At 69.1% G+C, this 24242-nt stretch carries 22 protein-coding genes; 7 read left to right on the top strand and 15 right to left on the bottom strand.

Features of this window, described 5'->3' with window-relative positions; translation table 11 throughout:
* Nucleotides 1-91 precede the first annotated feature (91 nt).
* Both ACOCEP_RS30555 and ACOCEP_RS30550 read left to right on the top strand, forming a co-directional pair.
* Complete coding sequence (locus ACOCEP_RS30555; RefSeq protein ID WP_482332562.1) at nucleotides 92-1354, top strand: alpha/beta hydrolase family protein; 1263 nt, start codon at nucleotides 92-94, stop codon at nucleotides 1352-1354.
* 207 nt (nucleotides 1355-1561) lie between these two features.
* Complete coding sequence (locus tag ACOCEP_RS30550) at nucleotides 1562-1993, top strand: acyl-CoA thioesterase (RefSeq protein WP_482332560.1); 432 nt, start codon at nucleotides 1562-1564, stop codon at nucleotides 1991-1993.
* Here the strand turns inward: ACOCEP_RS30550 and ACOCEP_RS30545 are convergent.
* Nucleotides 1981-3576, bottom strand: coding sequence for an alkaline phosphatase D family protein (locus tag ACOCEP_RS30545; RefSeq protein ID WP_482332559.1), 1596 nt, complete (start codon nucleotides 3574-3576; stop codon nucleotides 1981-1983). The genes ACOCEP_RS30550 and ACOCEP_RS30545 overlap by 13 nt on opposite strands.
* A gap of 111 nt (nucleotides 3577-3687) precedes the next feature.
* Here ACOCEP_RS30545 and ACOCEP_RS30540 point away from each other — a divergent pair, with 111 nt between their 5' ends.
* Nucleotides 3688-4149, top strand: coding sequence for a tRNA (cytidine(34)-2'-O)-methyltransferase (locus ACOCEP_RS30540; RefSeq protein ID WP_482332558.1), 462 nt, complete (start codon nucleotides 3688-3690; stop codon nucleotides 4147-4149).
* Between the two features lie 215 nt (nucleotides 4150-4364).
* On the opposite strand, the gene ACOCEP_RS30535 is transcribed toward ACOCEP_RS30540, so the two are convergent.
* The 5 genes from ACOCEP_RS30535 to ACOCEP_RS30515 form a co-directional block, all read right to left on the bottom strand.
* Nucleotides 4365-5345 carry a VWA domain-containing protein gene (locus tag ACOCEP_RS30535; RefSeq protein WP_482332557.1) on the bottom strand — a complete coding sequence of 327 codons (981 nt, stop codon included), beginning with the start codon at nucleotides 5343-5345 and terminating at the stop codon, nucleotides 4365-4367.
* The gene (locus ACOCEP_RS30530; RefSeq protein ID WP_225950060.1) at nucleotides 5342-6226 is read right to left on the bottom strand and encodes a DUF58 domain-containing protein; all 885 of its coding nucleotides are present in this window, start codon (nucleotides 6224-6226) and stop codon (nucleotides 5342-5344) included. Before ACOCEP_RS30530 ends, ACOCEP_RS30535 begins: the two co-directional genes overlap by 4 nt.
* A gap of 66 nt (nucleotides 6227-6292) precedes the next feature.
* Nucleotides 6293-7363 carry an AAA family ATPase gene (locus tag ACOCEP_RS30525; protein ID WP_034306533.1) on the bottom strand — a complete coding sequence of 357 codons (1071 nt, stop codon included), beginning with the start codon at nucleotides 7361-7363 and terminating at the stop codon, nucleotides 6293-6295.
* Nucleotides 7364-7479: 116 nt separating this feature from the next.
* Nucleotides 7480-8022, bottom strand: coding sequence for a molybdenum cofactor guanylyltransferase (gene mobA / locus ACOCEP_RS30520; protein WP_482332556.1), 543 nt, complete (start codon nucleotides 8020-8022; stop codon nucleotides 7480-7482).
* Nucleotides 8023-8025: 3 nt separating this feature from the next.
* Nucleotides 8026-9381, bottom strand: a complete 1356-nt coding sequence (locus ACOCEP_RS30515) for an NlpC/P60 family protein (protein WP_482332555.1) — start codon at nucleotides 9379-9381, stop codon at nucleotides 8026-8028.
* 341 nt (nucleotides 9382-9722) lie between these two features.
* Here ACOCEP_RS30515 and acnA point away from each other — a divergent pair, with 341 nt between their 5' ends.
* The 3 genes from acnA (at nucleotide 9723) to ACOCEP_RS30500 (ending at nucleotide 13407) form a co-directional block, all read left to right on the top strand.
* A complete protein-coding gene (gene acnA / locus ACOCEP_RS30510; protein WP_482332554.1) occupies nucleotides 9723-12530 on the top strand; it encodes an aconitate hydratase AcnA in 2808 nt (935 codons plus the stop codon).
* 74 nt (nucleotides 12531-12604) lie between these two features.
* Nucleotides 12605-13237, top strand: a complete 633-nt coding sequence (locus ACOCEP_RS30505) for an alpha/beta fold hydrolase (RefSeq protein ID WP_482332553.1) — start codon at nucleotides 12605-12607, stop codon at nucleotides 13235-13237.
* 5 nt (nucleotides 13238-13242) lie between these two features.
* The gene (locus tag ACOCEP_RS30500; protein WP_482332552.1) at nucleotides 13243-13407 is read left to right on the top strand and encodes an alpha/beta fold hydrolase; all 165 of its coding nucleotides are present in this window, start codon (nucleotides 13243-13245) and stop codon (nucleotides 13405-13407) included.
* Between the two features lie 15 nt (nucleotides 13408-13422).
* Here ACOCEP_RS30500 and ACOCEP_RS30495 read toward each other — a convergent pair whose 3' ends face one another.
* Together ACOCEP_RS30495 and ACOCEP_RS30490 are read right to left on the bottom strand one after the other, a co-directional pair.
* Complete coding sequence (locus ACOCEP_RS30495) at nucleotides 13423-13893, bottom strand: MgtC/SapB family protein (protein WP_482332551.1); 471 nt, start codon at nucleotides 13891-13893, stop codon at nucleotides 13423-13425.
* A gap of 135 nt (nucleotides 13894-14028) precedes the next feature.
* Nucleotides 14029-14982 carry a LysR family transcriptional regulator gene (locus ACOCEP_RS30490; RefSeq protein WP_482332550.1) on the bottom strand — a complete coding sequence of 318 codons (954 nt, stop codon included), beginning with the start codon at nucleotides 14980-14982 and terminating at the stop codon, nucleotides 14029-14031.
* 144 nt (nucleotides 14983-15126) lie between these two features.
* Between ACOCEP_RS30490 and ACOCEP_RS30485 the strand changes: the two genes are divergently transcribed.
* The gene (locus ACOCEP_RS30485; protein ID WP_482339850.1) at nucleotides 15127-16545 is read left to right on the top strand and encodes an MFS transporter; all 1419 of its coding nucleotides are present in this window, start codon (nucleotides 15127-15129) and stop codon (nucleotides 16543-16545) included.
* A 67-nt stretch (nucleotides 16546-16612) separates the two neighbouring features.
* On the opposite strand, the gene ACOCEP_RS30480 is transcribed toward ACOCEP_RS30485, so the two are convergent.
* From ACOCEP_RS30480 to ACOCEP_RS30450, 7 genes are all read right to left on the bottom strand, one after another.
* Nucleotides 16613-17332 (bottom strand): nucleotidyltransferase domain-containing protein, encoded by a 720-nt coding sequence (locus ACOCEP_RS30480; RefSeq protein WP_482332549.1) that lies wholly within the window; start codon nucleotides 17330-17332, stop codon nucleotides 16613-16615.
* 237 nt (nucleotides 17333-17569) lie between these two features.
* Nucleotides 17570-19174 carry an alpha/beta hydrolase gene (locus ACOCEP_RS30475; RefSeq protein ID WP_482332548.1) on the bottom strand — a complete coding sequence of 535 codons (1605 nt, stop codon included), beginning with the start codon at nucleotides 19172-19174 and terminating at the stop codon, nucleotides 17570-17572.
* A gap of 156 nt (nucleotides 19175-19330) precedes the next feature.
* Nucleotides 19331-19753, bottom strand: a complete 423-nt coding sequence (locus ACOCEP_RS30470) for a nitroreductase family deazaflavin-dependent oxidoreductase (protein ID WP_482339849.1) — start codon at nucleotides 19751-19753, stop codon at nucleotides 19331-19333.
* Nucleotides 19754-19799: 46 nt separating this feature from the next.
* Nucleotides 19800-20777 carry an L-histidine N(alpha)-methyltransferase gene (gene egtD, locus ACOCEP_RS30465; protein WP_482332547.1) on the bottom strand — a complete coding sequence of 326 codons (978 nt, stop codon included), beginning with the start codon at nucleotides 20775-20777 and terminating at the stop codon, nucleotides 19800-19802.
* Nucleotides 20774-21538, bottom strand: a complete 765-nt coding sequence (gene egtC / locus ACOCEP_RS30460; protein WP_482332545.1) for an ergothioneine biosynthesis protein EgtC — start codon at nucleotides 21536-21538, stop codon at nucleotides 20774-20776. Before egtC ends, egtD begins: the two co-directional genes overlap by 4 nt.
* 5 nt (nucleotides 21539-21543) lie before the next feature.
* Nucleotides 21544-22893, bottom strand: a complete 1350-nt coding sequence (gene egtB / locus ACOCEP_RS30455; RefSeq protein ID WP_482332544.1) for an ergothioneine biosynthesis protein EgtB — start codon at nucleotides 22891-22893, stop codon at nucleotides 21544-21546.
* Entirely contained in the window at nucleotides 22890-24152 is a 1263-nt protein-coding gene (locus ACOCEP_RS30450; protein ID WP_482332543.1) for a glutamate-cysteine ligase family protein, read from the bottom strand. The genes egtB and ACOCEP_RS30450 overlap by 4 nt, the downstream gene beginning before the upstream one ends.
* Nucleotides 24153-24242 lie beyond the last annotated feature (90 nt).

The following is a 24242-nucleotide window of genomic DNA, read 5'->3' as shown; positions in this document are numbered from 1 at the left end:
GCCCCGATCCGGAAGGACTCCAGCAGTGGGCGAATTCATGCGGTCGTCGCAGCATGGTCTACCGGGGACAGTGTCATCGAGACACGCCAGGGTGGCGCGGGGTTCGGCGCTGATCGCGGGCCTCGCGCTCGCGGGCGGGCTCGCCACGGCGGCCCCCGCCGCCGCGGCCGACCAGGTCAAGCTCACCGCGCCGGCCGTCACCGGCCACCACGAGGTCGGCACCACCGACCTCCACCTCGTCGACCCGTCCCGATCCGATCCGTGGAAACCGGAACGACGCCGGGAACTCATGGTCACCGTCACCTATCCGGCGGACCGGTTCGCCGAGGGGCCGCGCGCGCCGTGGTTCACCCCCGGGATGAGCTCCGTCATCGACCAGGTGCTGGCGAGCGAGGACTACCTCGGTCTTCCCGCGGGCTCCATCGACTGGGCGTCGGCGAAGCGGCGGGCCGAGATCGGCGTCTCCGCCGCGCACGGCGCACCGAAGCCGGTGGCGCTCTTCTCCCCCGGTTTCGGTGCGCCGCGGGAGACGTACACGGCGATCGTCGACGACCTGGCGAGCCGCGGGTACGTCGTCGTCTCGCTCTCCCACACCTACGAGAGCGCCGCGGTCGAATTCCCCGGCGGGCGGCTCGAAACGGCCGTCTCGGGCGAAGGTCCCGAGTTCATGAAGAAGGCGCTCGACGCCCGGGTCGGCGACTTCCGCTTCGTTCTGGACCAGCTCGCGAAGATCGCCCGTGGCGAGAATCCCGACGCGGAGAAGCGACAGCTCCCCCGCGGCCTCGGCTGGTCACTCGACCTGTCCCGGGTCGGTGCCTACGGGCATTCCTACGGCGGATTCACCTCCGGCGAAACAATGGTGCACGACCGCCGGATCGACGCCGGGATCAACCTGGACGGCGCGATGGCGACCGCGTTCGGCTATCCGCCGGGCAGTGCCTACGTGCCCGGCGAGGTCACGAAACGCGGTCTCGACCGGCCGTTCCTGCTGATGGGTGCCGAGGGTGTCGACGAGAACGGCAAACCACTCGAACACACGCACCGGCAGCCCGAATTCGACCGCAGCTGGGCGGATTTCTGGGCCAGCCAGCGCGGGTGGAAGCGAGACCTTCTGCTGCGCGGCGGCAGCACGCACATGGCCTACAGCGATCTGCAGGTCGTGGTGCCGCAGCTCGGCTCGCGAGTGGCGCCGGAAAAGCGTGAGGCGGTCATCGGCACGATCGATCCCCGCCGTTCGCTGGCCGCGCAACGGGACTACATCGGCGCGTTCTTCGACCTGCACCTGAAGGGCCGGGACCGGCATCTGTTCGACGGCGAGTCCCCGCGTCATCCGAACATCGATTTCATCGACTGACCGGACGCGCGTGAAGGACTCCAGGCAGGCACTCACGTGAGTGGCCGCGGTCCGTGAGGATGTCGTGAAGGGCCCCTTTGAGACGATGAAGGTCTCAAAGGGGCCCTTCACGACACAAGAGCTCGACGCCAGGCCATCGGAATCACCGAACGAGCCGCCCACTCATCCTCGAACCAAGGGAAGAAGCCCTTCACGTAGGTTGGAACCGTGACAGAGCCACGGAAACCGATCGTCGAGATGCCGCTGCGCGTGCGCTACCACGAATGTGACGGACAGGGCATCGTGTTCAACGCCAACTACCTCGCGTACGTGGACATGGCCATGTTCGAAGTGGAGAAAGCCCTCTTCGGCTCCCACCAGGAGGCGCTGGCCCGCGGTGTCGACGTCGTCGTCGCCGAGTCCAACCTCCGCTACCGCGCGCCCTGCCGGTACGACGACGAGCTGGTCGTGGCCGTGTACCTGGAGCACCTCGGGACGACCTCGCTGATCATCGACTTCGAGATCACCCGCGGCGGCGACCTGTGCACCGAGGTGAAGACCCGGTACGTCTTCGTCGATCCGAAGACCCTCGAGAAGGCGGCGCCCCCCGCGTCGGTGCGCGAGGTGTACGCCGCCCTCCTGCCCGCTCAGGCGGACTGAACGCCGGGCCGCCGGTCTTCGACGACGTAGCTGGCACGCGTGCTGATCGGCGCGCCGGGAGTGTTGACGAACGGCACCACCCGGAAGTCGCTCCGCCAGCGCTGCCGGTTGACGTTGACCCGGACGTACCCGCGCTGGCTGTTGAAGAACTTCATGTGCGGGTTGGCCTTCAGCAGGTTCTCACCGCCGGGCGTCATGTCGGCGCCGTTGCCGCCGCTGGTGATCGACGTCCCGACGAACTCGCTCGCCACGGTGGGCGAGTCCGGGTCGGTGAAGTCGCGCTTGAGGTCCCAGGCGTAGTTCTGGTGCCGGTCGCCGGTGATGACCACCAGGTTCCGCACCCCACGGTCCTGTGCGGCGGCGAGCACGCGGTCGCGGTCGGCGACGTAGCCGTCCCACGGGTCCAGGTAGACGTTCGTCGCCTCGCCCGCGTCGGTGTCGGTCTGGCCCATCGGCGCCTGGTTGCCGAGGATCTGCCACCGTGCGCGGGACCGCGAGAACCCGTCGAGCAGCCACTGCCGCTGCTCCGAGCCGAGCAGGGTGCGTTCGTCGTCGAACCGTTCCGTGCAGTTCGCCGACTGGCCGTCGCCGCAAGGCTGGTCGTCGCGGTACTGACGCGTGTCGAGCATGGTGAAGTCGGCCAGCGTGCCGTAGCTCAGCCGACGGTGCAGACGCGCGTCCGGCCCCTTCGGCAGCTGGGCGATGCGGTACGGCAGGTGCTCGTACATCGCCTGGAACGCCTCGGCCCGCCGCTGCCGGAACACCGCGCGGTCCTGGTCCGGTTCCTTGTCGATCTGCGAGATGTCACCCGCCCAGTTGTTCTCCACCTCGTGGTCGTCGTTGACGTGGATCCACGGGAAGGCGGCGTGCGCGGCCATCAGCGGCGCTTCGGACTTGTAGAGCGCGTACTGGAGCCGGTAGCGGGCCAGGTCGAAGGTCTCGCCCTTGAACTGCGGCCCCACGGGCGTCCCGCGGCCGACTCCCGTGACACCGCTTTCGTAGAGGTAGTCGCCCAGGTGCACGACCAGGTCGAGGTCCTCCGCCGCCATGTGGTCGTACGCGGTGAAATGTCCGGCCTCCCAGCTCTGGCAGGACGCGAACGCGAAGTTCAGCTCGCGCGGCGACGACCACGCGACCGGCGCCGTGCGGGTGCGTCCGACCGGCGAGATCTCGCCACCCGTGCGGAAACGGTAGAAGTACTCGTGGTCCGGCGCGAGGCCGTGGATCTCGGGGTGCACCGAGTGACCGAGTTCAGGCGTGGCGACCACGGATCCGCGGCGGACGACGGCGCGGAAACGCTCGTCGAGCGACACCTCGTACTCGACGCGGACCGGCGTGCGCGGCATACCGCCGAAGCCGTCGGCCTCGTAGGGCTTCGGCGCGAGCCTGGTCCAGAGCACGACGCCGCCGGGCAACGGGTCGCCCGACGCGACCCCGAGGGTGAACGGGTTACCGGCACCGCTGGCGAGCGGCATCGCGCCGGCGGCGTTCCAGGCACCGGTCCCCAGCAGGACGGCGGCCGCGCCGGCGGAGCCATAACCGAGGAAGCGACGCCGCGACAGGGGGTGAGGGAGCGAAGGCATGAAGCCCTCCTGTGGTGGGATGGTCACGGGCGGGCCTCATGCTCGTCCGGCTTGATGGCCGCCCGGCCGCGCTCAGGCGAAGCGCCCGTGAACGAAAGACGATCAACCCTCGTGTTCCGCATCCTGTTCTACCGCCCCGAAATCCCGCCCAACACGGGTAACGCGATCCGCTTGACCGCGAACACCGGCTGCGAACTCCACCTGGTGGAGCCGCTCGGTTTCACGCTGGAGGACAAGCAGTTACGGCGAGCCGGGCTCGACTACCACGACCTCGCGCGCGTCCACGTGCACGCGGATCTCGACGCGGCTTGGGCGGCGCTGCTGCCCGCACGGGTCTTCGCGTTCAGCGCCTCGGCGACGCGGCTGCACACCGACGTCGCGTACGAACCCGGGGACGTCCTGATGTTCGGGCCGGAGTCGGCGGGGCTGCCCGCCGAGATCCAGGAGTCCCCGCAGGTGACCGACCGGGTGCGGCTGCCGATGCTGCCGTCGAGCCGGTCGCTGAACCTCTCGAACACCGCTGCGATCAGCGTGTACGAGGCTTGGCGGCAGAACGGCTTCGCGACCCCGTAGCTCCCGGCCCTGGCGCCGCAGGTGTCGCGAAAGCCACTTTCGGGACATCAGACGTCGCGAAAGTGGCTTTCGCGACATCGACGCGGGAGAGCCCCGGAAGCTGTCAGGTCACGTCCGTCGATCGCCCGAGCCCGCGTTGCGAAAGCCACTTTCGCAACGTTGAAGGTTGCGAAAGTGGCTTTCGCAACACGCTGCCGCCGCTCTCGGAAAGGCCGCTACGGCAGTCTCTGCCCCAAGAACAACGAGGCCGCCGCACCGATCATCAGCACCAAGGTCCCGAGAATCACCCAAGGACGGCTCGCGTCGGCGTCCTTCAGCTCGTACCCGATCTGCTCACCGAGGTCGTCGTACACGCGTTTCAGCTCTTCGGCGCTGGCCGCCTTGTAGAAGTCGCCACCCGAAAGCCGCGCGATCTCCTCCAGCGACTCGACGTCGACCTTGACTTCCTGCGGTTTGCCGTCGATGTCGACCGAGCCGTGCGTGGTGCCGAACGCGATCGACGAGATCGGCACCTGAGCCTGCTTCGCCGCCTGCGCCGCCGTGTAGCCGCCGCGCGGGGCGTACAGGTCATCCGGAACGGTCTGCTTTCCGTCACTCATCAGCACGATCCGCGCGGGTGGCGGGCCTTCCGCGCCGCCCACGATCGCCGAGAAGCTCTCGATCGACTGCAGCGCGGCGAAAATCCCTTCGCCGGTGGCCGTCGACTGCGCCAGCTTGAGATTGTCGATCGCCTTGACCACGCCGCCGCGATCGGTGGTCGGCGCGACCAGCACGGTCGCCGTCCCCGCGAAGGAGATCAGCCCCAGGTTCACCCCCGGAGTCATGTTCTGCGCGAACGAACGCGCCGACTCCTGGGCCGCCTTCAGCCGGGTCGGGGCGACGTCGGTCGCCTCCATCGACAGCGAGGTGTCGATCACCAGCATCACGGTGGCCCGGTTGCGGGGCACCTTCTGCTCGGCCGTCGGCCCGGCGAGCGCGACGGTGAGCACCAGCAGCGAGAGCACGATCAGGATGGCGGGAACGTGCCGCACCCATCCCTGGCTCTTCGGCGCGACCTTCTCCAGCAGTTCGAGGTTCGCGAACCGCATGGTGCGCTTGCGCCGCGCGCGCTGGGAAAGCACATAGCCCACGACCACCGCGGCGACCGCCAGCAGCAGCAGGAACCACCACGGCGAGGCGAATCCGGTGAGGCTCACGCGACACCACCGGACCAGCGGCGTTTGCGGGCCACCACGAACCGGACCATGTCCGCGATCCAGTCCGAATCGGTGCGCAGCACCAGATGCGCGGCACCGGCCCGGCGCAGCGCGGCCGCGACCTCCTGCCGGTGAGCGTGCGCCGCGGCGCCGAATTCCTTGCGCAGCAAGGCCGAAGCGTGCACTTCGCGCTGTTTCCCTGTCTCCGGGTCGGCCAGCACGACGGTGCCCACGTCGGGCAGGTCGATGTCGCGCGGGTCGAGGACTTCGATGGCGATGAGGTCGTGGTGGCCGCCGAGCGCGCGCAGCGGCCGCTGCCATTCGGTGTCGCCGAGGAAGTCGGAGATCACGACGGCGAGCCCGCGACGGCGGGGCGGGCGCCGCAGCTTCTCCAGCGCCGCGGCGAGATCCCCGCGGACACCTTCTTCGGCACGCGGGGTCTCGGCGATCTTGCGGACCAGCCCTCGCGCGTGCGGGAGCCCGCCACGTGCCGGGATCCGCGTGATGCTGCCCGCCCCGTTGGAGACGAGCGCGCCGATCCGGTTGCCGCCACCGCCGGTCAGATGGGCGACCGCGGCCGTCGCGCAGACGACCAGGTCACGCTTCTCGCACAGCGCGGTGCCGAAGTCGAGGCTCGCGGACACGTCCGCCACCAGCCACGTCTCCAGTTCACGGTCGGCGACGGTCTCCCGGATGTGCGGGCTCGTCGTCCGCGCGGTGACCGCCCAGTCCATCCGGCGGACGTCGTCCCCGGGCTGGTACGGCCGGGCCTCCCCCGGTTCCGAACCGGGCCCCGGCACCAGGCCGAGATGGTTTCCCTGCAGCAGGCCGTCGAGACGGCGGCGCACGTCGAGTTCGAGCGTGCGCAGGCCCGCCTCCATCCGCTCCCCGCGGAGTACCGGCGGAGCCCAGGAAGGACGTTCGCCCTTCTCGTTCTTCACGCTTCCCTACCTGACCGGTGCGCCGGCCGGGACCGGGCCGCCCTGCCCGGCGCCGCCCTGCGGACGGGCCGAGACCTGCGGCAACGGCACGGTCTGCAGCACCCGCGTGATGATGTGGTCGATGGGCACGCCGTCGGCGAGCGCGTCGTAGGACAGCACCAGCCGGTGACGCAGCACGTCGGGAACGACGTCGACGACGTCCTGCGGCAGCACGTAGTCACGGCCGCGGACCAGTGCCAGCGCACGGGCCGCGGCGATGATGCCGAGGCTGGCACGCGGCGAGGCCCCATAGGACACCCAGCCCGCGACGTCGGCGAGGCCGTGGTCGTTCGGCGTACGGGTGGTGAGCACGAGCCGGACGACGTAATCGACCAGCGCGTGGTGCACGAAGACCTGCGAAGCGACGTTCTGCAGGCGGACCAGCTCGGCCGGGGTCAGCACCTCTTGCGGGGTGGGCGGGGTGACGCCCATCCGGTAGATGATCTCCCGCTCTTCCTCGGCCGTCGGGTATTCGACGACGATCTTGAACAGGAAGCGGTCGCGCTGCGCCTCCGGCAGCGGGTACACGCCCTCGTTCTCGATCGGGTTCTGCGTGGCGAGCACGAGGAACGGGTCGGGCATCGGGAAGGTCTGGCCGCCGATCGACACGTGCCGCTCGGCCATCACCTCGAGCATCGCCGACTGGACCTTCGCCGGCGCGCGGTTGATCTCGTCGGCGAGCACGAAGTTCGCCACGACCGGGCCGAGTTCGACGTCGAACCGCTCGGCGCCCTGCCGGTAGATCCGAGTGCCGAGGATGTCGGCGGGGACGAGGTCCGGGGTGAACTGCACCCGCGAGAACGAGCCGCCGACCACGCGCGCGAAAGTCTCGACGGCGAGCGTCTTCGCGACACCGGGAACGCCTTCGAGCAGGAGGTGTCCCCTGGCCAGCAGGCCGACCAGCATCCGCTCGACCAGCCTGTCCTGGCCGACGATGATCCGCTTGACCTCGAACACGGTCCGCTCAAGCAACTGGGCGTCCCGCGCCGGCGTTCCGGGCTGCTGCTGCGCGCCGTCGGCGTAGCCGGGCTCGGTCACTGTGCCTCCTGTGTTCCCCGCTTGCGTACTTGCGTCCGGATGTGACCGTAGTGGTCGGTGACACAGCCGTTCGTGACGGTAGCCAACCCGATCAGCGGTATGACGGCTGTGAAGCTCTAGGAGAGCCGGTCCAGATCCTCGGGCGTGTCGATGTCGTCGCTCTCACCCGGTTCCTCGGGTAGCTCGACGATTTCCAGCCCGCCCAGCGTCCGCCGCAGTGACGCGTTCGCCACCGTTTCCGGGAGGGCTCCGCGCAAGGCGTCCGCCCGCCAGGCGCCGAGCAGCCATTGCCGTTCCCCCGAGGCGTCGGCCAGCACCGCACCCGCGGCGGACCCGAGACCGGCCAGCAACCTGTCCACAGTGGACTTCCGGACCCCCGCGAGATCACCCGCCAGCACCACGACGAACTCCGAGCGCACCAGCGCGAGCCCGGCGGCCAGCGCGGCCACCGGACCCGTTCCGGGCGGGGACTCCCTGGTCCAGACGACGTCGCCGAATCCCGGCCGCTCCGGACCGACGACGATCACCGGATCAGCGTCCGCGAGCGCGGCCAAAGCCCTGGCCAGCAGCGGTTTCCCGCCGACGGGGAGCGTGGGTTTGTCCACACCGGACAGGCGCCGCGCGGCGCCGCCCGCCAGCACGATCCCCGCGTAGGACACGACCTAGCCGATCAAGCGGGTCGCGTACGGCATGATGCCGCCGTAGCGCACCGGCGCGATGCGGACCCGCAGACCGGACTGCGGAGCCTCGACCATCTGCCCGTTGCCGAGGTACATCGCGACGTGGTGGATACCCCGCGCGCTGCCACCCCAGAAGAGCATGTCGCCGCGGCGCATCTGGGACAGCGGCACCTTCCGCCCGGCGTTGTACTGGTAGCCGCTGTAGTGCGGGAGCGACCGCACCCCGGCGAAGGCATAGATCATCAGGCCCGAGCAGTCGAAGCCGATCTTGTTGTAGTCGCCGTAACGGTCGGCCGTGCCACCGTCACGGATACCGCGCGTCGGCCCGGACGTGTTGCCACCGCCCCAGGCGTACACCACGCCGAGCTGCGACAAAGCCCGACGGACGACGGCCTCGACGCTCGCCCCGGCGGGGGCGGACTGGACGGGCCTGCCGGTCGGACGGCCACCGCCGCCCTGGCCGGGGCTGGGCCTCGACGCGGCGAGCGCGGCTTGACGGGCACGTTCCTCGTCCTCGCGGGCCTTCTGCGCCTTCCAGTCCTCGTAACGCTGCCGCTGCCCCTGCAGGCCGCTGACCTTCTGCTGCGCCTCGAAGAGCTGCTTCTCGACGCTCGCCTTGTCGGCTTCGAGCTTCTGGTTCTGGGTGGCCTGGGTGTCCTGCGCGTGCTGCGCGGCGCTCTGCGCGTTGTCGGCCTCGTGCTTGGCCGCCTCCGCCGCGCGCTTGCGCTCCTGCGCGATCTCCAGCTTCTTGCGCGCCGTCGCGTCCTTGTTGGACTTGTCCGTCTGCGCGCGCTTCATCGTGTCGAGCGCGTTGAGCCTGCTGCCGCCGACCGCGTCGAGCATCTGGGCGCGGCCGAGCAGCTCCTTCGGGCTGTTGGCCGTCAGGTACGCCGAAACCGAACCGATCTTGCTGCCCTGCTGGAAGCTGGCGGCGGCGAACCGGTCGAGGTCGGCGCGGGCCTTGTCGATGGCGGCCTGCGCCGCGTCGGATTCGGTGCGGGCGGCCTGCGCGTCACGATCGGCCTGGGCGGCTTCGTCCTGCGCGGTCTCCGCGTCGACCTTCGCCTTGTTGGCCTCTTCCATCTTCAGCTCGACGTCGTCGTTGAGCTGGGCGAGCTTCGACTCGGCCTGGGCCAGCTGGTTCGTGAGCCTGCCGACGTCGCCCGCCTTGGCGTTGGCCTCGGCCTTGCTGGAGTTGATTTCGGAATCGCTGGGGTTCGGCGGAGGCGGCGGAACCGCGACGGCCGTGCCCGTCACCCCGAGCAACAGGGCGATGCCGAGCGCGCCGATGGTCATGCCACGGCGGGCGCCGGTCCCACACCCGGCTTCACCACGCACGATCCGCCCACCTCCCGATCTTGAACAACGACCTCACTGTGCCACTGCCGTCACAGCATTACCAGAAGCACCACCAGGAACTTACACACCGTAGGCACCATTTCCCCTCAACGGGGGACGAACAGACGAACGTTTCGTCACTCGAACGGCCGCAGGTGGATGAGACCTTCGCGACGGGCGTGTCGGGTTGCCAGTTAAAAAGGACGGGCGTACTGTTTGAGGAGACGAACGAGGTGTGCCATCCCGCGTCCGGACCTACGGTGGGGGTGCGCAAGACTCGCTCCCGGCCGACCCGAACGGCCTGGAGAACTCACCGAACTGACCCGCCACTGGAGTTAGAAGTGACCGCACCCGCCAGCAAGGACAGCTTCGGCGCCAAAGACACGCTGAAGGTGGGCGACGCCTCCTACGAGGTGTTCCGCCTGAACAAGGTCGAGGGCTCCCAGCGCCTTCCCTACAGCCTGAAGATCCTGCTCGAGAACCTGCTGCGGACCGAGGACGGCGCGAACATCACCGCCGACCACATCCGCGCGCTCGGCAACTGGGACGCCAAGGCCGACCCGTCGATCGAGATCCAGTTCACGCCCGCCCGCGTGATCATGCAGGACTTCACCGGCGTGCCCTGCGTCGTCGACCTCGCCACCATGCGCGAGGCCGTCACCGACCTCGGCGGCGATCCGGACAAGGTCAACCCGCTCGCCCCCGCCGAGCTGGTCATCGACCACTCGGTCATCATCGACGTCTTCGGCCGTGCCGACGCCTTCGAGCGCAACGTCGAGATCGAGTACGAGCGCAACCGCGAGCGCTACCAGTTCCTCCGCTGGGGCCAGGGCGCCTTCGACGAGTTCAAGGTCGTCCCGCCGGGCACCGGCATCGTGCACCAGGTCAACATCGAGCACCTCGCGCGCACGGTCATGGCCCGCAACGGCCAGGCGTACCCCGACTCCTGCGTCGGCACCGACTCGCACACCACCATGGTCAACGGCCTCGGCGTGCTGGGCTGGGGCGTCGGCGGCATCGAGGCCGAGGCGGCCATGCTGGGCCAGCCGGTCTCGATGCTCATCCCGCGCGTCGTGGGCTTCAAGCTCACCGGCGAGATCCCGACCGGCGTGACCGCCACCGACGTCGTGCTCACCATCACCGAGATGCTGCGCAAGCACGGTGTGGTCAGCAAGTTCGTCGAGTTCTACGGCGAGAGCGTCGGCGCGGTGCCGCTGGCCAACCGCGCCACCATCGGCAACATGAGCCCGGAGTTCGGCTCCACCGCGGCGATCTTCCCGATCGACGAGGAGACCGTCCGCTACCTCAAGCTCACCGGCCGCTCCGAGGAGCAGGTCGCGCTCGTCGAGGCCTACGCCAAGGAGCAGGGCCTCTGGCACGACCCGTCGCACGAGCCGGAGTACTCCGAGTACATCGAGCTGGACCTGTCGACGGTCGTCCCGTCGATCGCCGGCCCGAAGCGCCCGCAGGACCGCATCGAGCTCACCGACGCGAAGAACTCCTTCCGCAAGTCGATCCACGACTACGTCGGTGGCGAAGAGGTCCCGCACACCAACGTGGACGAAGCCGTCGAGGAGTCCTTCCCGGCGAGCGACCCGGCCGCCCTTTCGTTCAAGGACGAGGGCGCGGTCGACATCCAGTCGGCGGCGAACGGCCACACCGGCCGGCCGACCAACCCGATCAAGGTCAGCAGCGCCGACCGCGGCGAGTTCATCCTCGACCACGGCGCCGTGGTGATCGCCTCGATCACCTCCTGCACCAACACCTCCAACCCGTCGGTCATGCTCGGCGCGGCGCTGCTCGCCCGGAACGCGGTCGACAAGGGCCTCGCGGTCAAGCCGTGGGTCAAGACCTCGATGGCGCCGGGTTCGCAGGTCGTCACCGACTACTACGACAAGGCCAGCCTCTGGCCGTACCTGGAGAAGCTGGGCTACCACCTGGTCGGCTACGGCTGCACCACCTGCATCGGCAACTCCGGCCCGCTCTCTGACGAGATCTCCGCGGCGATCCAAGAGAACGACCTCACCGCGGTTTCGGTGCTCTCGGGCAACCGGAACTTCGAAGGCCGCATCAACCCCGACGTGAAGATGAACTACCTCGCGTCGCCGCCGCTGGTCATCGCGTACGCGCTCGCCGGCACGATGGACTTCGACTTCGAGGCCCAGCCGCTCGGCCAGGACACCGACGGCAACGACGTCTTCCTGAAGGACATCTGGCCGTCGGCCAAGGAGATCCAGGAGACCATCGACTACGCGATCACGCAGGAGATGTTCACCAAGGACTACGCCGACGTCTTCGACGGTGGCGAGCGGTGGAAGTCGCTGCCCACCCCCGAGGGCAAGACCTTCGACTGGGACGCGGAGTCCACCTACGTCCGGAAGCCCCCGTACTTCGAGGGCATGCAGGCGGAGCCCGCCCCGGTCACCGACATCTCCGGCGCGCGCGTGCTGGCGAAGCTGGGCGACTCGGTCACCACCGACCACATCTCCCCCGCCGGCGCGATCAAGCCGGGCACCCCGGCCGCGCAGTACCTGACCGAGCACGGCGTGGAGAAGAAGGACTTCAACTCCTACGGCTCGCGTCGCGGTAACCACGAGGTCATGATCCGCGGCACCTTCGCGAACATCCGGCTGCGCAACCAGCTGCTGGACGACGTGCAGGGCGGCTACACCCGCGACTTCACCCAGGCCGACGCCCCGCAGGCGTTCATCTACGACGCGGCGCAGAACTACGCGGCGCAGGACATCCCGCTGGTCGTCCTGGGCGGCAAGGAGTACGGCTCCGGTTCGTCCCGTGACTGGGCGGCCAAGGGCACGCGCCTGCTGGGCGTGCGTGCGGTGATCACCGAGTCGTTCGAGCGCATCCACCGGTCGAACCTGATCGGCATGGGTGTCATCCCGCTGCAGTTCCCGGCGGGCGAGTCGGCCTCGTCGCTCGGCCTCGACGGCACCGAGACGTTCGACATCTCGGGTATCACGAAGCTGAACGACGGCGAGACCCCGCGCACGGTCCACGTCACCGCGACGAAGACCGACGGCACCAAGGTGGAGTTCGACGCGGACGTCCGCATCGACACCCCGGGTGAGGCGGACTACTACCGCAACGGCGGCATCCTGCAGTACGTCCTGCGGAAGATGACCCAGGCGTAAGCACCACACGCGAAGGCCCCTTTTCCCGCACTTCGGGGAAAGGGGCCTTTCGCGTTCTTCGGTAGCGTGGCCGTATGACCACGGGGAGAGTTCAGGTCGAAAACGGCGAAGTGGCGTACGAGGTCCGGGGTGAAGGCGATCCGGTGATCCTGCTCCACGGCGGGATGCTCGACTCCCGGATGTGGGACGCGGAGATGTCGGCGCTCGCACGTCACCGCACCGCCATCCGGTACGACGCGCGCGGGCACGGCGATTCCTCGACACCGACAGCGCGATTCAAGCACTACGAGGATCTCCGCGAGCTGATGACCGCGCTGGGACTTCCCCGCGCATCGGTGGTCGGGTTGTCCGGCGGCGGGCGGATCGCGGTCGATTTCGCGCTGACCTACCCGGATCTGGTCGAAAACCTCGTGCTCGTCGCCACCGGCCTCAGCTCGATGGTGACGAAGGATCCCTTCGTCCTGGAACAGAACAAGAAACTCGAAGAGGCGGGCGCCCAGGGCGATCTTCCCGCCGCCATCGAGTGCATCCTGCGCATGTGGGTGGACGGGCCTCGGCGCGCGCCCACCGAAGTCGATCAGCGGGTCCGGCTGCTGTGCCGGGAGATGTACACGCAGACGATCGTGCGCCACGGGCTCGCCGGTTTCACGCTGATGACGAGCTACGGGCCATCGAGCGCATCGGCGAGCTGGCCCCGCGCACGCTGACCTTGGTGGGAGAGCTGGATTCCCCGGATATCGCCGCCATCGCGGACCAGATCGAAAGCGAGGCACGCGACGCCCGGAAACTGGTCGTCCCCGGGGTCGCGCACATGATCAATCTGGAGAAACCCGCCGAGTTCTCCCGGATACTGCTGGACTTCCTGGCCGCCTCGTGAGTGGTAAGGACGGCTCTAACCGTCCTTACCACTCACGAGGTCGTCTTCCTGCTGTTCCGGGCGGCGGTCGACGACACGGCCGAGCGGGCGCAACAGCACGTTGACCCCGACGATCACCGCGGTCCCGGCGAGTGCGACGACGTAAAGTCCAGCTCCCGCAAGGGATCCGACGGCAGCGGAGCACCAGAGGGTGGCCGCGGTGTTGAGCCCGCGCACGTTCAGGCCGTCGCGCAGGATCACCCCGGCGCCGAGGAAACCGATACCGGAGACGATCTGGGCGGCGACCCGCGTCGGGTCCGCGTCACCGCTGGTGTTCAGCCCGCCGAAACCGTGGGCGGACAGCAGGACGAAGAGGGTCGCGCCGACGGCGACGAGCGCGTTGGTGCGAAGTCCGGCCATCCGCGCGCGGTACTGGCGCTCGATGCCGATGACCGCGCCGAGACCGACGCCGGTGCCGACCCTGAGCAGCATTTCGAAGGTGTTCATGATTCCGGCTCTTTTCTGGCGTGCGTACACAAAGCCAGACAGGGAAAGGAGACCGGAAAGGGTCAGCGCACCGCGCACACGGGTGAACGGCGACCACGTCCGGTCGGTCCAGAACTGTCTTCCGGCATGTGCCGCTCACCTCGCTTTCGTACTCGATCGGTGTTGATCAACCTTCGGCACTTTACCACCGGACGGTCCGAGCGCGGCGTGGATCGTGTCACGTAGCCAGCGCTGGGCCGGGTCGGCGTCGAGCCGCGCGTGCCAGAGCTGGCAGACCTCGATCGGCGGGAGATCCGCCGGGATCGGGAACCAGCGGATGCCGAGCGATCGGCCGTACTGCTCGGCGAGCCGCTGAGGCGCGAGCCCGACGTAGTCGCTCGACGAGACCAGGAACGCGGCGACGGCGGAGGTGGGGACGACCGCCGCGACCCGGCGCTGAAGACCGGCCGCTTCGAGCACGTCGTCGAGCGGGCCCCTGACCCGGCCCCGCCGTGACGCGGAAACGTGGGGATAGCGGCAAAGCTGCGCCAGCGTCGGACGACGCACGCCACCGAGCGGCCCGCCCGCCCGCACGATCGCGACCACTCGTTCGTGGTACAGCAGCGTCGAACGGATGTCAGGCGCGGCGGCTTCGCCGGCGCCGATGTCCAGATCCACTGAGCCGTCACGTAATGCTTCGGCGCTTTCGCTGCCTTCGGCCACGAAACGCAGGACGACACCCGGCGCGACCGCGGCGGTCGCCTCGGCGGCGGCCGTCACCAAGGTCGCCGCGACACCGTCGTTGATGCGGATGGTGAAAGTGCGTTCGAGGTCCCCGATCGCCAGCTCGCGATCGGCGCTGATCAGCGCCGACGCCTCGTCGAGCAGGGATCGAACCCGTGGAGCCGTCCGGAGCGCGAACGGCGTGGGCACCATCCCGCGGCCGGCGCGCACCAGGATCGGGTCGCCCATGGCCCGCCGCAACCGGCCGAGCGCCCGGCTGGCCGCCGGGATCGACAGGTGCAGCCGGTCGGCGGCCGCCGTCACACTGCCCTCCCGCAGCAAGGCGTCGAACACCCGCAAGAGATTGAGGTCCAGCTGGTCGGCCATGATTGCATCATACGCAACTATGAGTTGCTGAAGTTGCGTCGTGCGAATAGTCGGCTGGCCCCTAGCGTCGTGGACATGCCACTCCGACTTCAAGCCCGCGACATCCCCGAAGCCGCGACGGACCGGCGCGGCCTGCTTGCCGTCATGTGCGCCTGTGTCGTGCTCATGGTCGGGATGGTCGCCGCGATCAACCTCGCCGTCCCGATGCTGGCCGCGAGTGACCTCCACCCGTCCGCGTCGGCGCTGATCTGGATCGTCGACACCTACGTCGTTTTCTTCGCCTGCCTCGTGATCCCCGGCGGAGCGGCGGGTGACCGCTTCGGCCGCAAGGGCGTCCTGCTCGCCGGTCTGGCGCTGTTCGCGCTCGGCGCGCTGCTCTCGGCGCTCGCGCCGAGCGTGCCCTTCCTGCTGGCGGGCCGGGCGATCACGGGGATCGGCGCCGCCGCGGTGCTGCCCAACACGCTCGCCGTCCTGCTGCACGCCGTCCCCGCCGAACGCAAGGGCGTCACCATCGCGACCTGGGCGTCGATGACCGGGATCGGCGGTGTCGTGGGCAACGTCGGCGGCGGCGCGGTACTGGCGGGCGGATCGTGGCGCTGGCTGTTCGCGGCCGCCGTCCCGGTCTCGCTGATGCTCCTCGTGCTCGTCGCCAGGATCGCGCCGGTGTCCCCGAGACACGACCGGCCGCTCAGTCCGCTCGGTGCCGTTCTGCTGGTCGGCGCGTCGGTCGCGTTGCTGCTCGGCATCGTCGAAGGCCCTGAAGCGGGTTGGGGCAGCCCGATCGTCCTGTCCGGATTCGCCGGCGCGGTCGTGCTTTTCGTCCTGTGGACGCTCGTGGAACTGAAGGCCGTGCATCCGCTGCTCGATCCCCGGTTGTTCGGCTTGCCCGCGCTGCGCAGTGCCTGTCTCGGGATGACCGCGATCTTCTTCGGGATGTTCGCGCTGTTCTACGTCAACGCGTCCTTTCTCCAGTACGGCAAGGGTTTCGGGGTACTGCTGACCGGGCTCGGGATCATCCCGCTGACCGTCCCGGTGATCCTGGGCGCGCGGCGGGTGGGCAAGCTCGTCCAGCGCCTCGGAGTCGACGTCGTCATCGCCATCGCGTTCGCGTGCTGCGGCGGCGGCCTGGTCGGACTGTCCACAAGCGACGCCTCGACGCCGTATCCGGTCTACGCGGCCTGGCTGGTGGTGACCGGGATCGGTGTCACTCTCGCCCTCCCGACGCTGTCCGCCGCGATCTCGGGCTCGCTGCCGCCGGCGCAGGCCGGTGTCGGCGCCGGGCTGCAAGCCACCACGCGCGAATTCGGCAGCGCGCTCGGAGTCGCGGTCATCGGCACCGTCCTCACCGGACGGTTCGTCGCCGCGCTCCCGTCCGACATCCGTGAGGGCCACGACCCGCACACCGTGGCTCAGGCGCTGGCGGCCGTCCCCGGTCGCTCTCCCGAAGTGATTTCCGCGTTCGTCACCGGCTCGAGCACGGCGCTGCGGGTGATCGGTGTGAGCGTGCTCGTCCTCGGGGCGCTCGTCGTGCTGCAATCACGGCTCTCCCGCGAAACCGAGTAGCCGAAGCCGACGACCATCACTCGTACCAGTTGCTCATCGAGGCGCGGTCTCGACGCCTACGCGAGCGTCAACGTCTGAACCAGGCTGGAGCGTCTCGCCGGTAGCCCACCAGAAGACGGCCTCCCACACCATCGAGAACAGCGGCGGCTACCCGCCGCATCGGGGCCGGATCACCCGCGCACACGACCTGCCGGTAGCCGAGCAGGAGTTCCCGGCAGGTCGCCGGATCGGCCTCCCTGAGCCGCCGCAGGAGCCACTTGCCGTGGGATCGCCACCGGCCACCTGCCAAGAGGACCAGTTCGGCGACCGCGATCACCAGCCGATCGGCGATGAAGACCAGCTCATCGGGATCGTCGGCCCCGTCGAGATCGTCCAGGAGATCGGTGAGCAGGTAGCGATGGTCCTCCAGGTCTGTCGCGGACAACGGTGGAGGCCCGGCGCGCAGACGCGCCCGTGCGTCCGCCCGCGTCCGCAGTCCGAAGCCGTCACGGTCCAGGAGGACGACACCTTCACCGCACATGTGCAGCAAAGGCGAGCGACGGTCCGCTGTCTCCCGAGCGGCGAAGCCCTCGTACGACTCCGCGGTATGGCAGAACAGTTCGACCGGCACACCGTCCAGTTCGGTCGTTTCGCGGTACGGCGCGGGCGGCCCGTCGAGGAACACGACGAGGTCGAGATCCGAACTCGCGGTGCGTCTTCCGGTGTTCGCGCTTCCGCCAAGGATCGCGGCCCTCGCGGCGGGGAAACGAGTCTCGACCACTTCGCGGGCGATACGGACGGGATCCATCCGTCCAGCATGCCCCACCCTGGCAGCGGCGATGGGTGGGCCAGGCGCACCGGCGGCCGCGACCACGCCGAAGCCGGTGCCCTGGTTACCCACCCGGATCTTCTGGACGAACAGGTCGTCCAGAGGCCGATCCGGCCCTCCCCGTCCGGAACCCTAGGGCCGGGAGTTCGGGACCGGTCCCCGGGCGCCGCGAAGGCCACCGCCGAGACGGTGGCCTTCGTGGTGATCAGCCCTGGATCAGGCGGTTTCGAACGGCTGGACGTTCGGCTGGAAGACCTGGCCGTTGGCCGGCACCTTCAGGTCGATCAGGTAGTCGGCCGTCACCTTGTCCACCCCGAGCGAGTCGCCCAGGATGCAGTGCCCGAAGGCGTCGACCGACAGCAGGCGGGCGTTGCCCAGCTGGTCGGCCATCCGCTTCGAGAACAGGTACTGGGTCGCCGGGTCGTAGTAGTTCCCCACGACCAGCACCGGGGTGTCGGTCTTGGCCTGCCACGGGCCGCGATAGGCGTCCGGCTTCTTCACCGGCCACACCGGGCAGCCCGCGATGTCCGCGAACGCCTGGTAGCGACCGAAAGTGGGCGATTCCTTCTCCCACTTCGCGGCGATCTCCGGAACCTTCTCCTGCTTGATCGTGATCTTCTTGTCCGAGCAGTTCACGGCGAAGTAGGAGTCGTCACCGGTGTAGGGGCTGTCCGGGTTCGCGTCCGCGCGCCCGTTCGCCCCCGACCGCAGCACCTTCAGCTCGACGGCCTGCGCCGTCTGTGCCTGGGCGGCGGGCGGGTGGACGATGTTGTACAGCGCCTGCAGGTCGTCGGCCAGCGGCGGGAACGACGTCGGCGAGTACAGCACCCCGGCCACCGTGCTGGTGAACGCGTTGATGTCGTAGCTGCTCCCGTCCGGCAGCTTGATCGGCTGCTGGCGGAGATGACCGCGGATCTCGTCGAACTTCTCCCGCGGCGTACCGGCGCTGAAGGAGCACTTCGGCCCGACCTGCGCGCACTTGCGCAGGAAGCCGTCCAGCGCGATCTCGAAACCGCGAGCGCGCTCCCGGTCGTACTGCACACCGTCGTTGGTGCGCAGGGCCGGATCGACGTTGCCGTCGATGACGATCGCCCGGCTCTGCTTCGGGAACATCGACGTGTACGTCGACCCGATCAGGGTCCCGTAGGAGAAGCCGACGAAGGTCAGCTTCTGGTCGCCGACGGCCGCCCGCATCTTGTCGAGGTCCCGCACCACATCCCTGGTGGACATGTGGTTCAGCAGCGCGCCCGCGTTGTTCTTGCAGAACTGGCCGTAGTCGCGGTACGAGGCCAGCGTCCCGGAGATCTCCTGCCGGGTCAGCGGCACGGGGATCTGCGCGGAGAAGACGTCGTCCGCGTCTTCCTGCGTGGTGAAGCACTTGAGCGGGTTGCTGGCACCGACGCCACGCGGGTCGAAGCCGATCAGGTCGAACCGGTCCAGCACCTGCGGCTGGAAGAAGTTCGCCGCGCCGATCGGCATCCGGAACCCGGAACCGCCGGGACCGCCCGGGTTGAGGAACAGCGAACCGACCTTCTTGTCGGGTGTCTTCGCCGCCCGCTTCAGCATCGCGATGTCGATGGTGCCGAGCGCCGCGTTGTCGTGGTCGATCGGCACGCGATACCGCGCGCAGCTGTAGAACTTGGCCTGGTCGGCAGGAACACCACGAATCTGGTCCGCCGTGCAGGTGCCCCAGTTCACCGGCGCCGTCGCGCCGACCTGGGCGGCGGGCGTCCCGGCCTCCGGCGCGGCGACCGCCGTCCCGGAGGCCCCGGTCAGCGCGGCACCGGCCACGAGTGCCCCTACCAGTGCGAAACCGCGCACCGGCCTCCTTGTGGATCTCGGCAAAACGACTCCTCCCTCGGCTGGCGACGTGACGGACCACGTCGCTCGGCGCGCCGTCGACGTCACGGCGCGTAACACCAAGCGAGCCTCGCACAAGCCGGTAACCCAGTCACCGGCCGAAAGGATGGTACGAACCTATCGAGTGGTTGTCTTCAACTCGAAAATCGGTAACACACGGCGAGCGGCTTGCTCCTCCATGGAGTAACCGGGCCAGAACTCCAGCAGCAGTTTCCACATCGCTTCGTACTCGTTTCCGCGCAGTTCCCTGGCTCTGACCGGGATCTCCTTGCCGGCCAGCGCGACGACCGCGTCGGGATGGGAGCGCAGGTTGTGTGTCCACGCGGGATCGTTCGGCCTCCCCCAATTGGAGCCGACGAGCACGAAGTCTTCACCGTGCGGGAAGTACAGAAGATTGGTACTGCGGGGCAGCCCGCTCTTGCGGCCGGTCGTGGTGAGGCGCAGGGAAGGGAGCCCGGCCAGCGCGACCAGGCTCACCTTCCCCTTGAACCACCGGTGGAGTCTCTTGTCCACCCAGATGATCCCGCCCGCGAGCCCCATCAGCCACGGTTTCGTGCCGAGGGCGCGGGCGAGCGACGTGAGAGGGTTAGTCACGGACAGATCTTGCCAGGCTCACCCCGAACCGCGATTCCGAGTCCGTCCACCATTTCTCCACCGAGAAACCGGCGGCGGCCAGTTCCGCGGCGATTCCCTCCCGGCGGAACTTCGCGGAGATCTCGGTGCGCACGTATTCGCCCTCGGCGAACTTGACCTGCAGGTCGGCGCCCGGGATGTCGACGGTCTGCGGTTCACGGGCGCGCAGGCGCATTTCGATCCATTCGTTCTCCTCGTCCCAATACGAGACGTGGTCGAAGGCGGCCGGGTCGAAGTTCGCGCCGAGACCGTTGTTGATCACGCGCAGCATGTTGCGGTTGAAATCGGCGGTGACCCCGGCCACGTCGTCGTAGGCGCGTTCCAGGGTTCGCCGGTCCTTCACCAGGTCTGTCCCGAGCAGGAACCACTCCCCCTCGTCGAGCACTTCGCGGACCGAGCGCAGGAAGGTGGCGCGGTCGGCGGGGAGGAAATTGCCGATCGTGCCGCCGAGGAAGACCACCAGCCGCGGGCGGTCGCCCGGCAACAGGTCGAGATGCCGGGTGAAGTCACCGACCACGCCACGGACTTCGAGGGACGGGTAATCGGCCGTGATGGCTTCCGCGGCTTCGGCGAGCGCGGTTTCGGAGACGTCGAGCGGGACGAACTCCTTCAACGTGCCGTGGCTCGTGAGCGCGTCGAGCAGGAGCCTCGTCTTCTCACTCGATCCGGAACCGAGTTCGACGAGGGTGTGCGCACCCGAGCTTCCGGCGATCTCACCGCCGCGTGCCGCGAGCACCTCCCGCTCGCTCCTGGTCGGGTAGTACTCGGGAAGGGCGGTGATCTTCTCGAACAGCTCGCTGCCGCGCGCGTCGTAGAACCATTTGGGCGACAACCACTTCTGGTCCGCCTCCAGGCCGGCGCGGACGTCCGCGCGCAGCTGCTCGGTGATATCCGATTCGCTGTGGTGTACGTCGAGGTCGACTTCGGTCATCGTGCCTCAGGGCTCCGATCGGCTTCGAGGGGAAGGATTTCCACGCGCGCGCCGGTGACCCGGACGGCGTGGCGGTCGGGAACGGGGGTCCAGCCGGGATCGTCGTCGCACGGTTCCGACGCGACGAGCACACCGCCTCCGGTGTCCCGGTAGGACAGGGAATGCGTCCACGCGGTACCGATGAGCGTCCGGCCGTCGGTCAGCAGGAGATTGAGCCGCGAACCCGGCCCGGCCTCCTCGACCGCTCCGGTCAGCCAGGTGACGGCCGCGAGCGGGTCTTCGCCCGCCTCCAGCCGTTCACGCAGCAACGCCCACAGCAGGACCGAATCCGTGGTCGCCTCCAGCGTCAGCAGCCGGGTGATCGGCAGTTTCGCGGCGAGCTCGGCCATCGAGTCCGGCCAGCCCCGCACCAGCCCGTTGTGGCTGAAGAGGTAGCCGCCGCCGGTGAACGGCGCGTTCGCCGCCTCGACCACGGGCATCCCCGTCGTCCCGTTCCGGACCGCCGCCAGGAAGGCGTGCGACCGGACGGATCCGGCCAGCGCCGGCAGATCCCCGTCCGTCCACAAGGGAGCGGACCCGCGCAGCCGCAGCGGCTCGGCGCTTTCGGCGTACCAGCCGAGGCCGTAGCCGTCCGCGTTGACCGAACCGCCGCCCCGCATGTCGCGCGGGGCGTAGGACTGCACGAGCAGCGAATGAGGGGCGTGAAAGAGCATCTCGGCGGGCGAACGCGGCTCACCGAGATACGCGAGGTGACGGCACATGCCCCTCAGGCCACCTCGCTCGGCCGAGCGTCCCGGGCGCAGCGGAACCCGGAGAAGATCTGCCGCCTGATCGGGTGATCCCAGTTGCGGAACGTGCCGCGGATGGCCGCCGCGTCCGTGCCGAAGGAGCCACCGCGCAGGATCCGGTAGTCCCCGCCGAAGAACACCTCCGAATACTCCTTGTACGGGAACGCGGCGAACCCCGGATACGCCTCGAAGCCGCTGCTGGTCCACTCCCAGACGTCGCCGATCAGCTGGTGCACGCCCAGCGGCGAAACTCCGGCCGGGTACGCGCCGACCTCCGCGGGCCGCAGATGCCGCTGCCCGAGGTTCGCGTGGTCGGGAGTGGGTTCGTCGTCGCCCCAGGGGAACCGGCGCGACCGGCCGGTCGCCGGATCGAACCGGGCGGCCTTCTCCCATTCCGGTTCGGTCGGCAGGCGACGACCGGCCCAGGCGGCGTACGCCTCGGCCTCGTGGAAGGAGACGTGGACGACGGGTTCCGCGGCGGGCACCTTCTCGTAGACGCCGAATCGCGTCCGCCACCAGCCGTCCTGCTCCCGTTTCCAGAACCGCGGCGCCTGGATGCCGTGCTCGCTCCGGTATGCCCAGCCACGTTCGCTCCACCACTTCGGGTCTTCGTAGCCCCCGGAGTCGAGGAACTCGGCATACGCCCCACAGGTGACCGGTGTGGTGTCGATGAAGAACGCCTCCACCGCGACCTCGTGCGCCGGACGCTCGTTGTCCAGCGCCCACGGCTCGGCGGAGGTGCCCATGGTGAAGACCCCGCCGGGTACGAACACCTCCGCGGGCAGCGGCCCGGACCGCGACGGCGGAGGCGCGGGCGCGTGCAGCACCGGATCGCCCTTGCGGAGCTGGTGGGTGGCCAGCATCGTCTCGTCGTGCTGCTGCTCGTGCTGGGTGATCATGCCGAAGGCGAAGGCGTCCTCGGTGAGCCGCCTGCCTTGCAGCGGAACGGTTTCCAAGATGTCGAAGGATTTCTCCCTGACCTCGCGGACGTACTTGCGCGCCTCCTCCGGGCCCAGCAGTGGCAGGGCGGGACGATCCGCGCGGGCGTGCTGGAACGCGTCGTAGATGTCGTCGATGTCGGGCCGGAGCGCCTCGCGGCCGCCCACGTCGCGCACCAGCCAGAGCTCTTCCTGGCTGCCGATGTGCGCGAGGTCCCAGACCAGCGGCGACATCAGTTTCGAATGCTGGCGGACCAGCTCCTCGTCGGCCACGTCCGTCAGCGCGACACTGCGCTCGCGGGCCCTGGTGAGCGCCTCGGCCGCGTGCGCCCGCAGGTCTTGCGGGCTCAGCGCGCGAAGCGGGTTGGTCTCGGTGCTTTCCACGCTCATGACTGGTGGCTCCTCGAACCGCGCAGGAGGGACTGCACGCCCTCGCTGATCTCCGTGATGGTGTCCGGTGGCAGATCGGTGGTGCCGAGTTCGGCACAGCCGAGGTCCACCACCTTGCTCGCGACGGTGGCGATCGCCGGGTCGGCCAGACCGTGCCGGGCCGCGCGCTCCCAGCCGCCCGCGACCGGTTCGCACAGTTCGAGCACCTTGTCCACTGTGGACGGACGCGCGAGCAGTGCGGCCAGCAGGGCCACCGGGTGCAGCCACCTGGCGGCGGGCTGGGCGTCGAGGTACCGGATCTCCAGGTACCCCTGTGGACGGACCGGAGTGAAGAACGTCGTCAGATGGTAGGCCAGATCTTCCTCGGTCGGCCTGCCGAGCCCGGCACCGTCGCCCCGTCCGTCGATCCAGTCGGCGAAGGTCAGCGAATCGGGCGCGTCCCAGCGGCCGTCGCCACCGGGGAGCACCATCAACGGGGTGTCCAGGATCCGGCGCGCCCACTCACCCGCCGGATCCCGGGTCGGTTCCGCCGACCGGGTGCGGGCCCTTTCCGTCTCCATCACGGCCAGCCAGCGCGCGGACGCGTGACCGGTGTCGCGTCCGGCGTGGACCCGGGAGTTGGCGAAAGTGGCCAGCAACGGCGGGCCGAGCGCGTGGACGGCGGCCCAGCGGTCGGCCAGGTCGTCCGCCTCGCCGGTGTCCACGCAGACCTGGAGGCCCGCGGTACTGCACATCATGGTCGCGCCCCCGGCACCCATCGGGGCGAAGCGGCGTTCCATCGCCGCGTAGCGTGGCGTACCGAGTTTCCGCGACGGGGCGCGATGCCGGTCTATCCCGGAATCACCCAGGTACAGGCCTCGCGTGGCGAGAAGTTCTTCGAGGTGGGCCAGATCGGCCGAGACGACGGCGTCCAGGCGACGCAGCGTGGTCTGTGGTTGAGCGGAGATCTCCACTTGACATCCGGGCTCGAGGCTCAGCGGTGAACCTGCCGGAAGCGGGAGGGCGGGGCTGTCGGGGCACAAGGTCCGCGGGGTGTGCGGGCCGAGCGCGGTGGCGAGATCGTCGGGATCGAGAGGCCGGGCGGGATCGTCGGCGTAGTGCACGGTGAATTCCAGCTCCACGCCGACGAGTCTCGGTGGCCCGTGCTTGAAGCACACGGAAGCCACATACGCCTCACCCTCGGCGCGGTCCGAAAGGACCTTCGCCGTCGCGTTCGACGCGCTCCCGGACTTCTCGGGGAAATCATGAACAGTAGTCATCTTTCCGCCGTCCAGTCGGTTGTCCGATAACTGAGATACCTTGACTTCGGACGCTACACGCGGGGTCCGACAAATTCAGGCCGGTTCTTG

Source organism: Amycolatopsis sp. CA-211722 (assembly GCF_056828465.1).
Note: the sequence above shows the minus strand (reverse complement) of the source record. Positions and strands in the feature narration are given on the sequence as shown.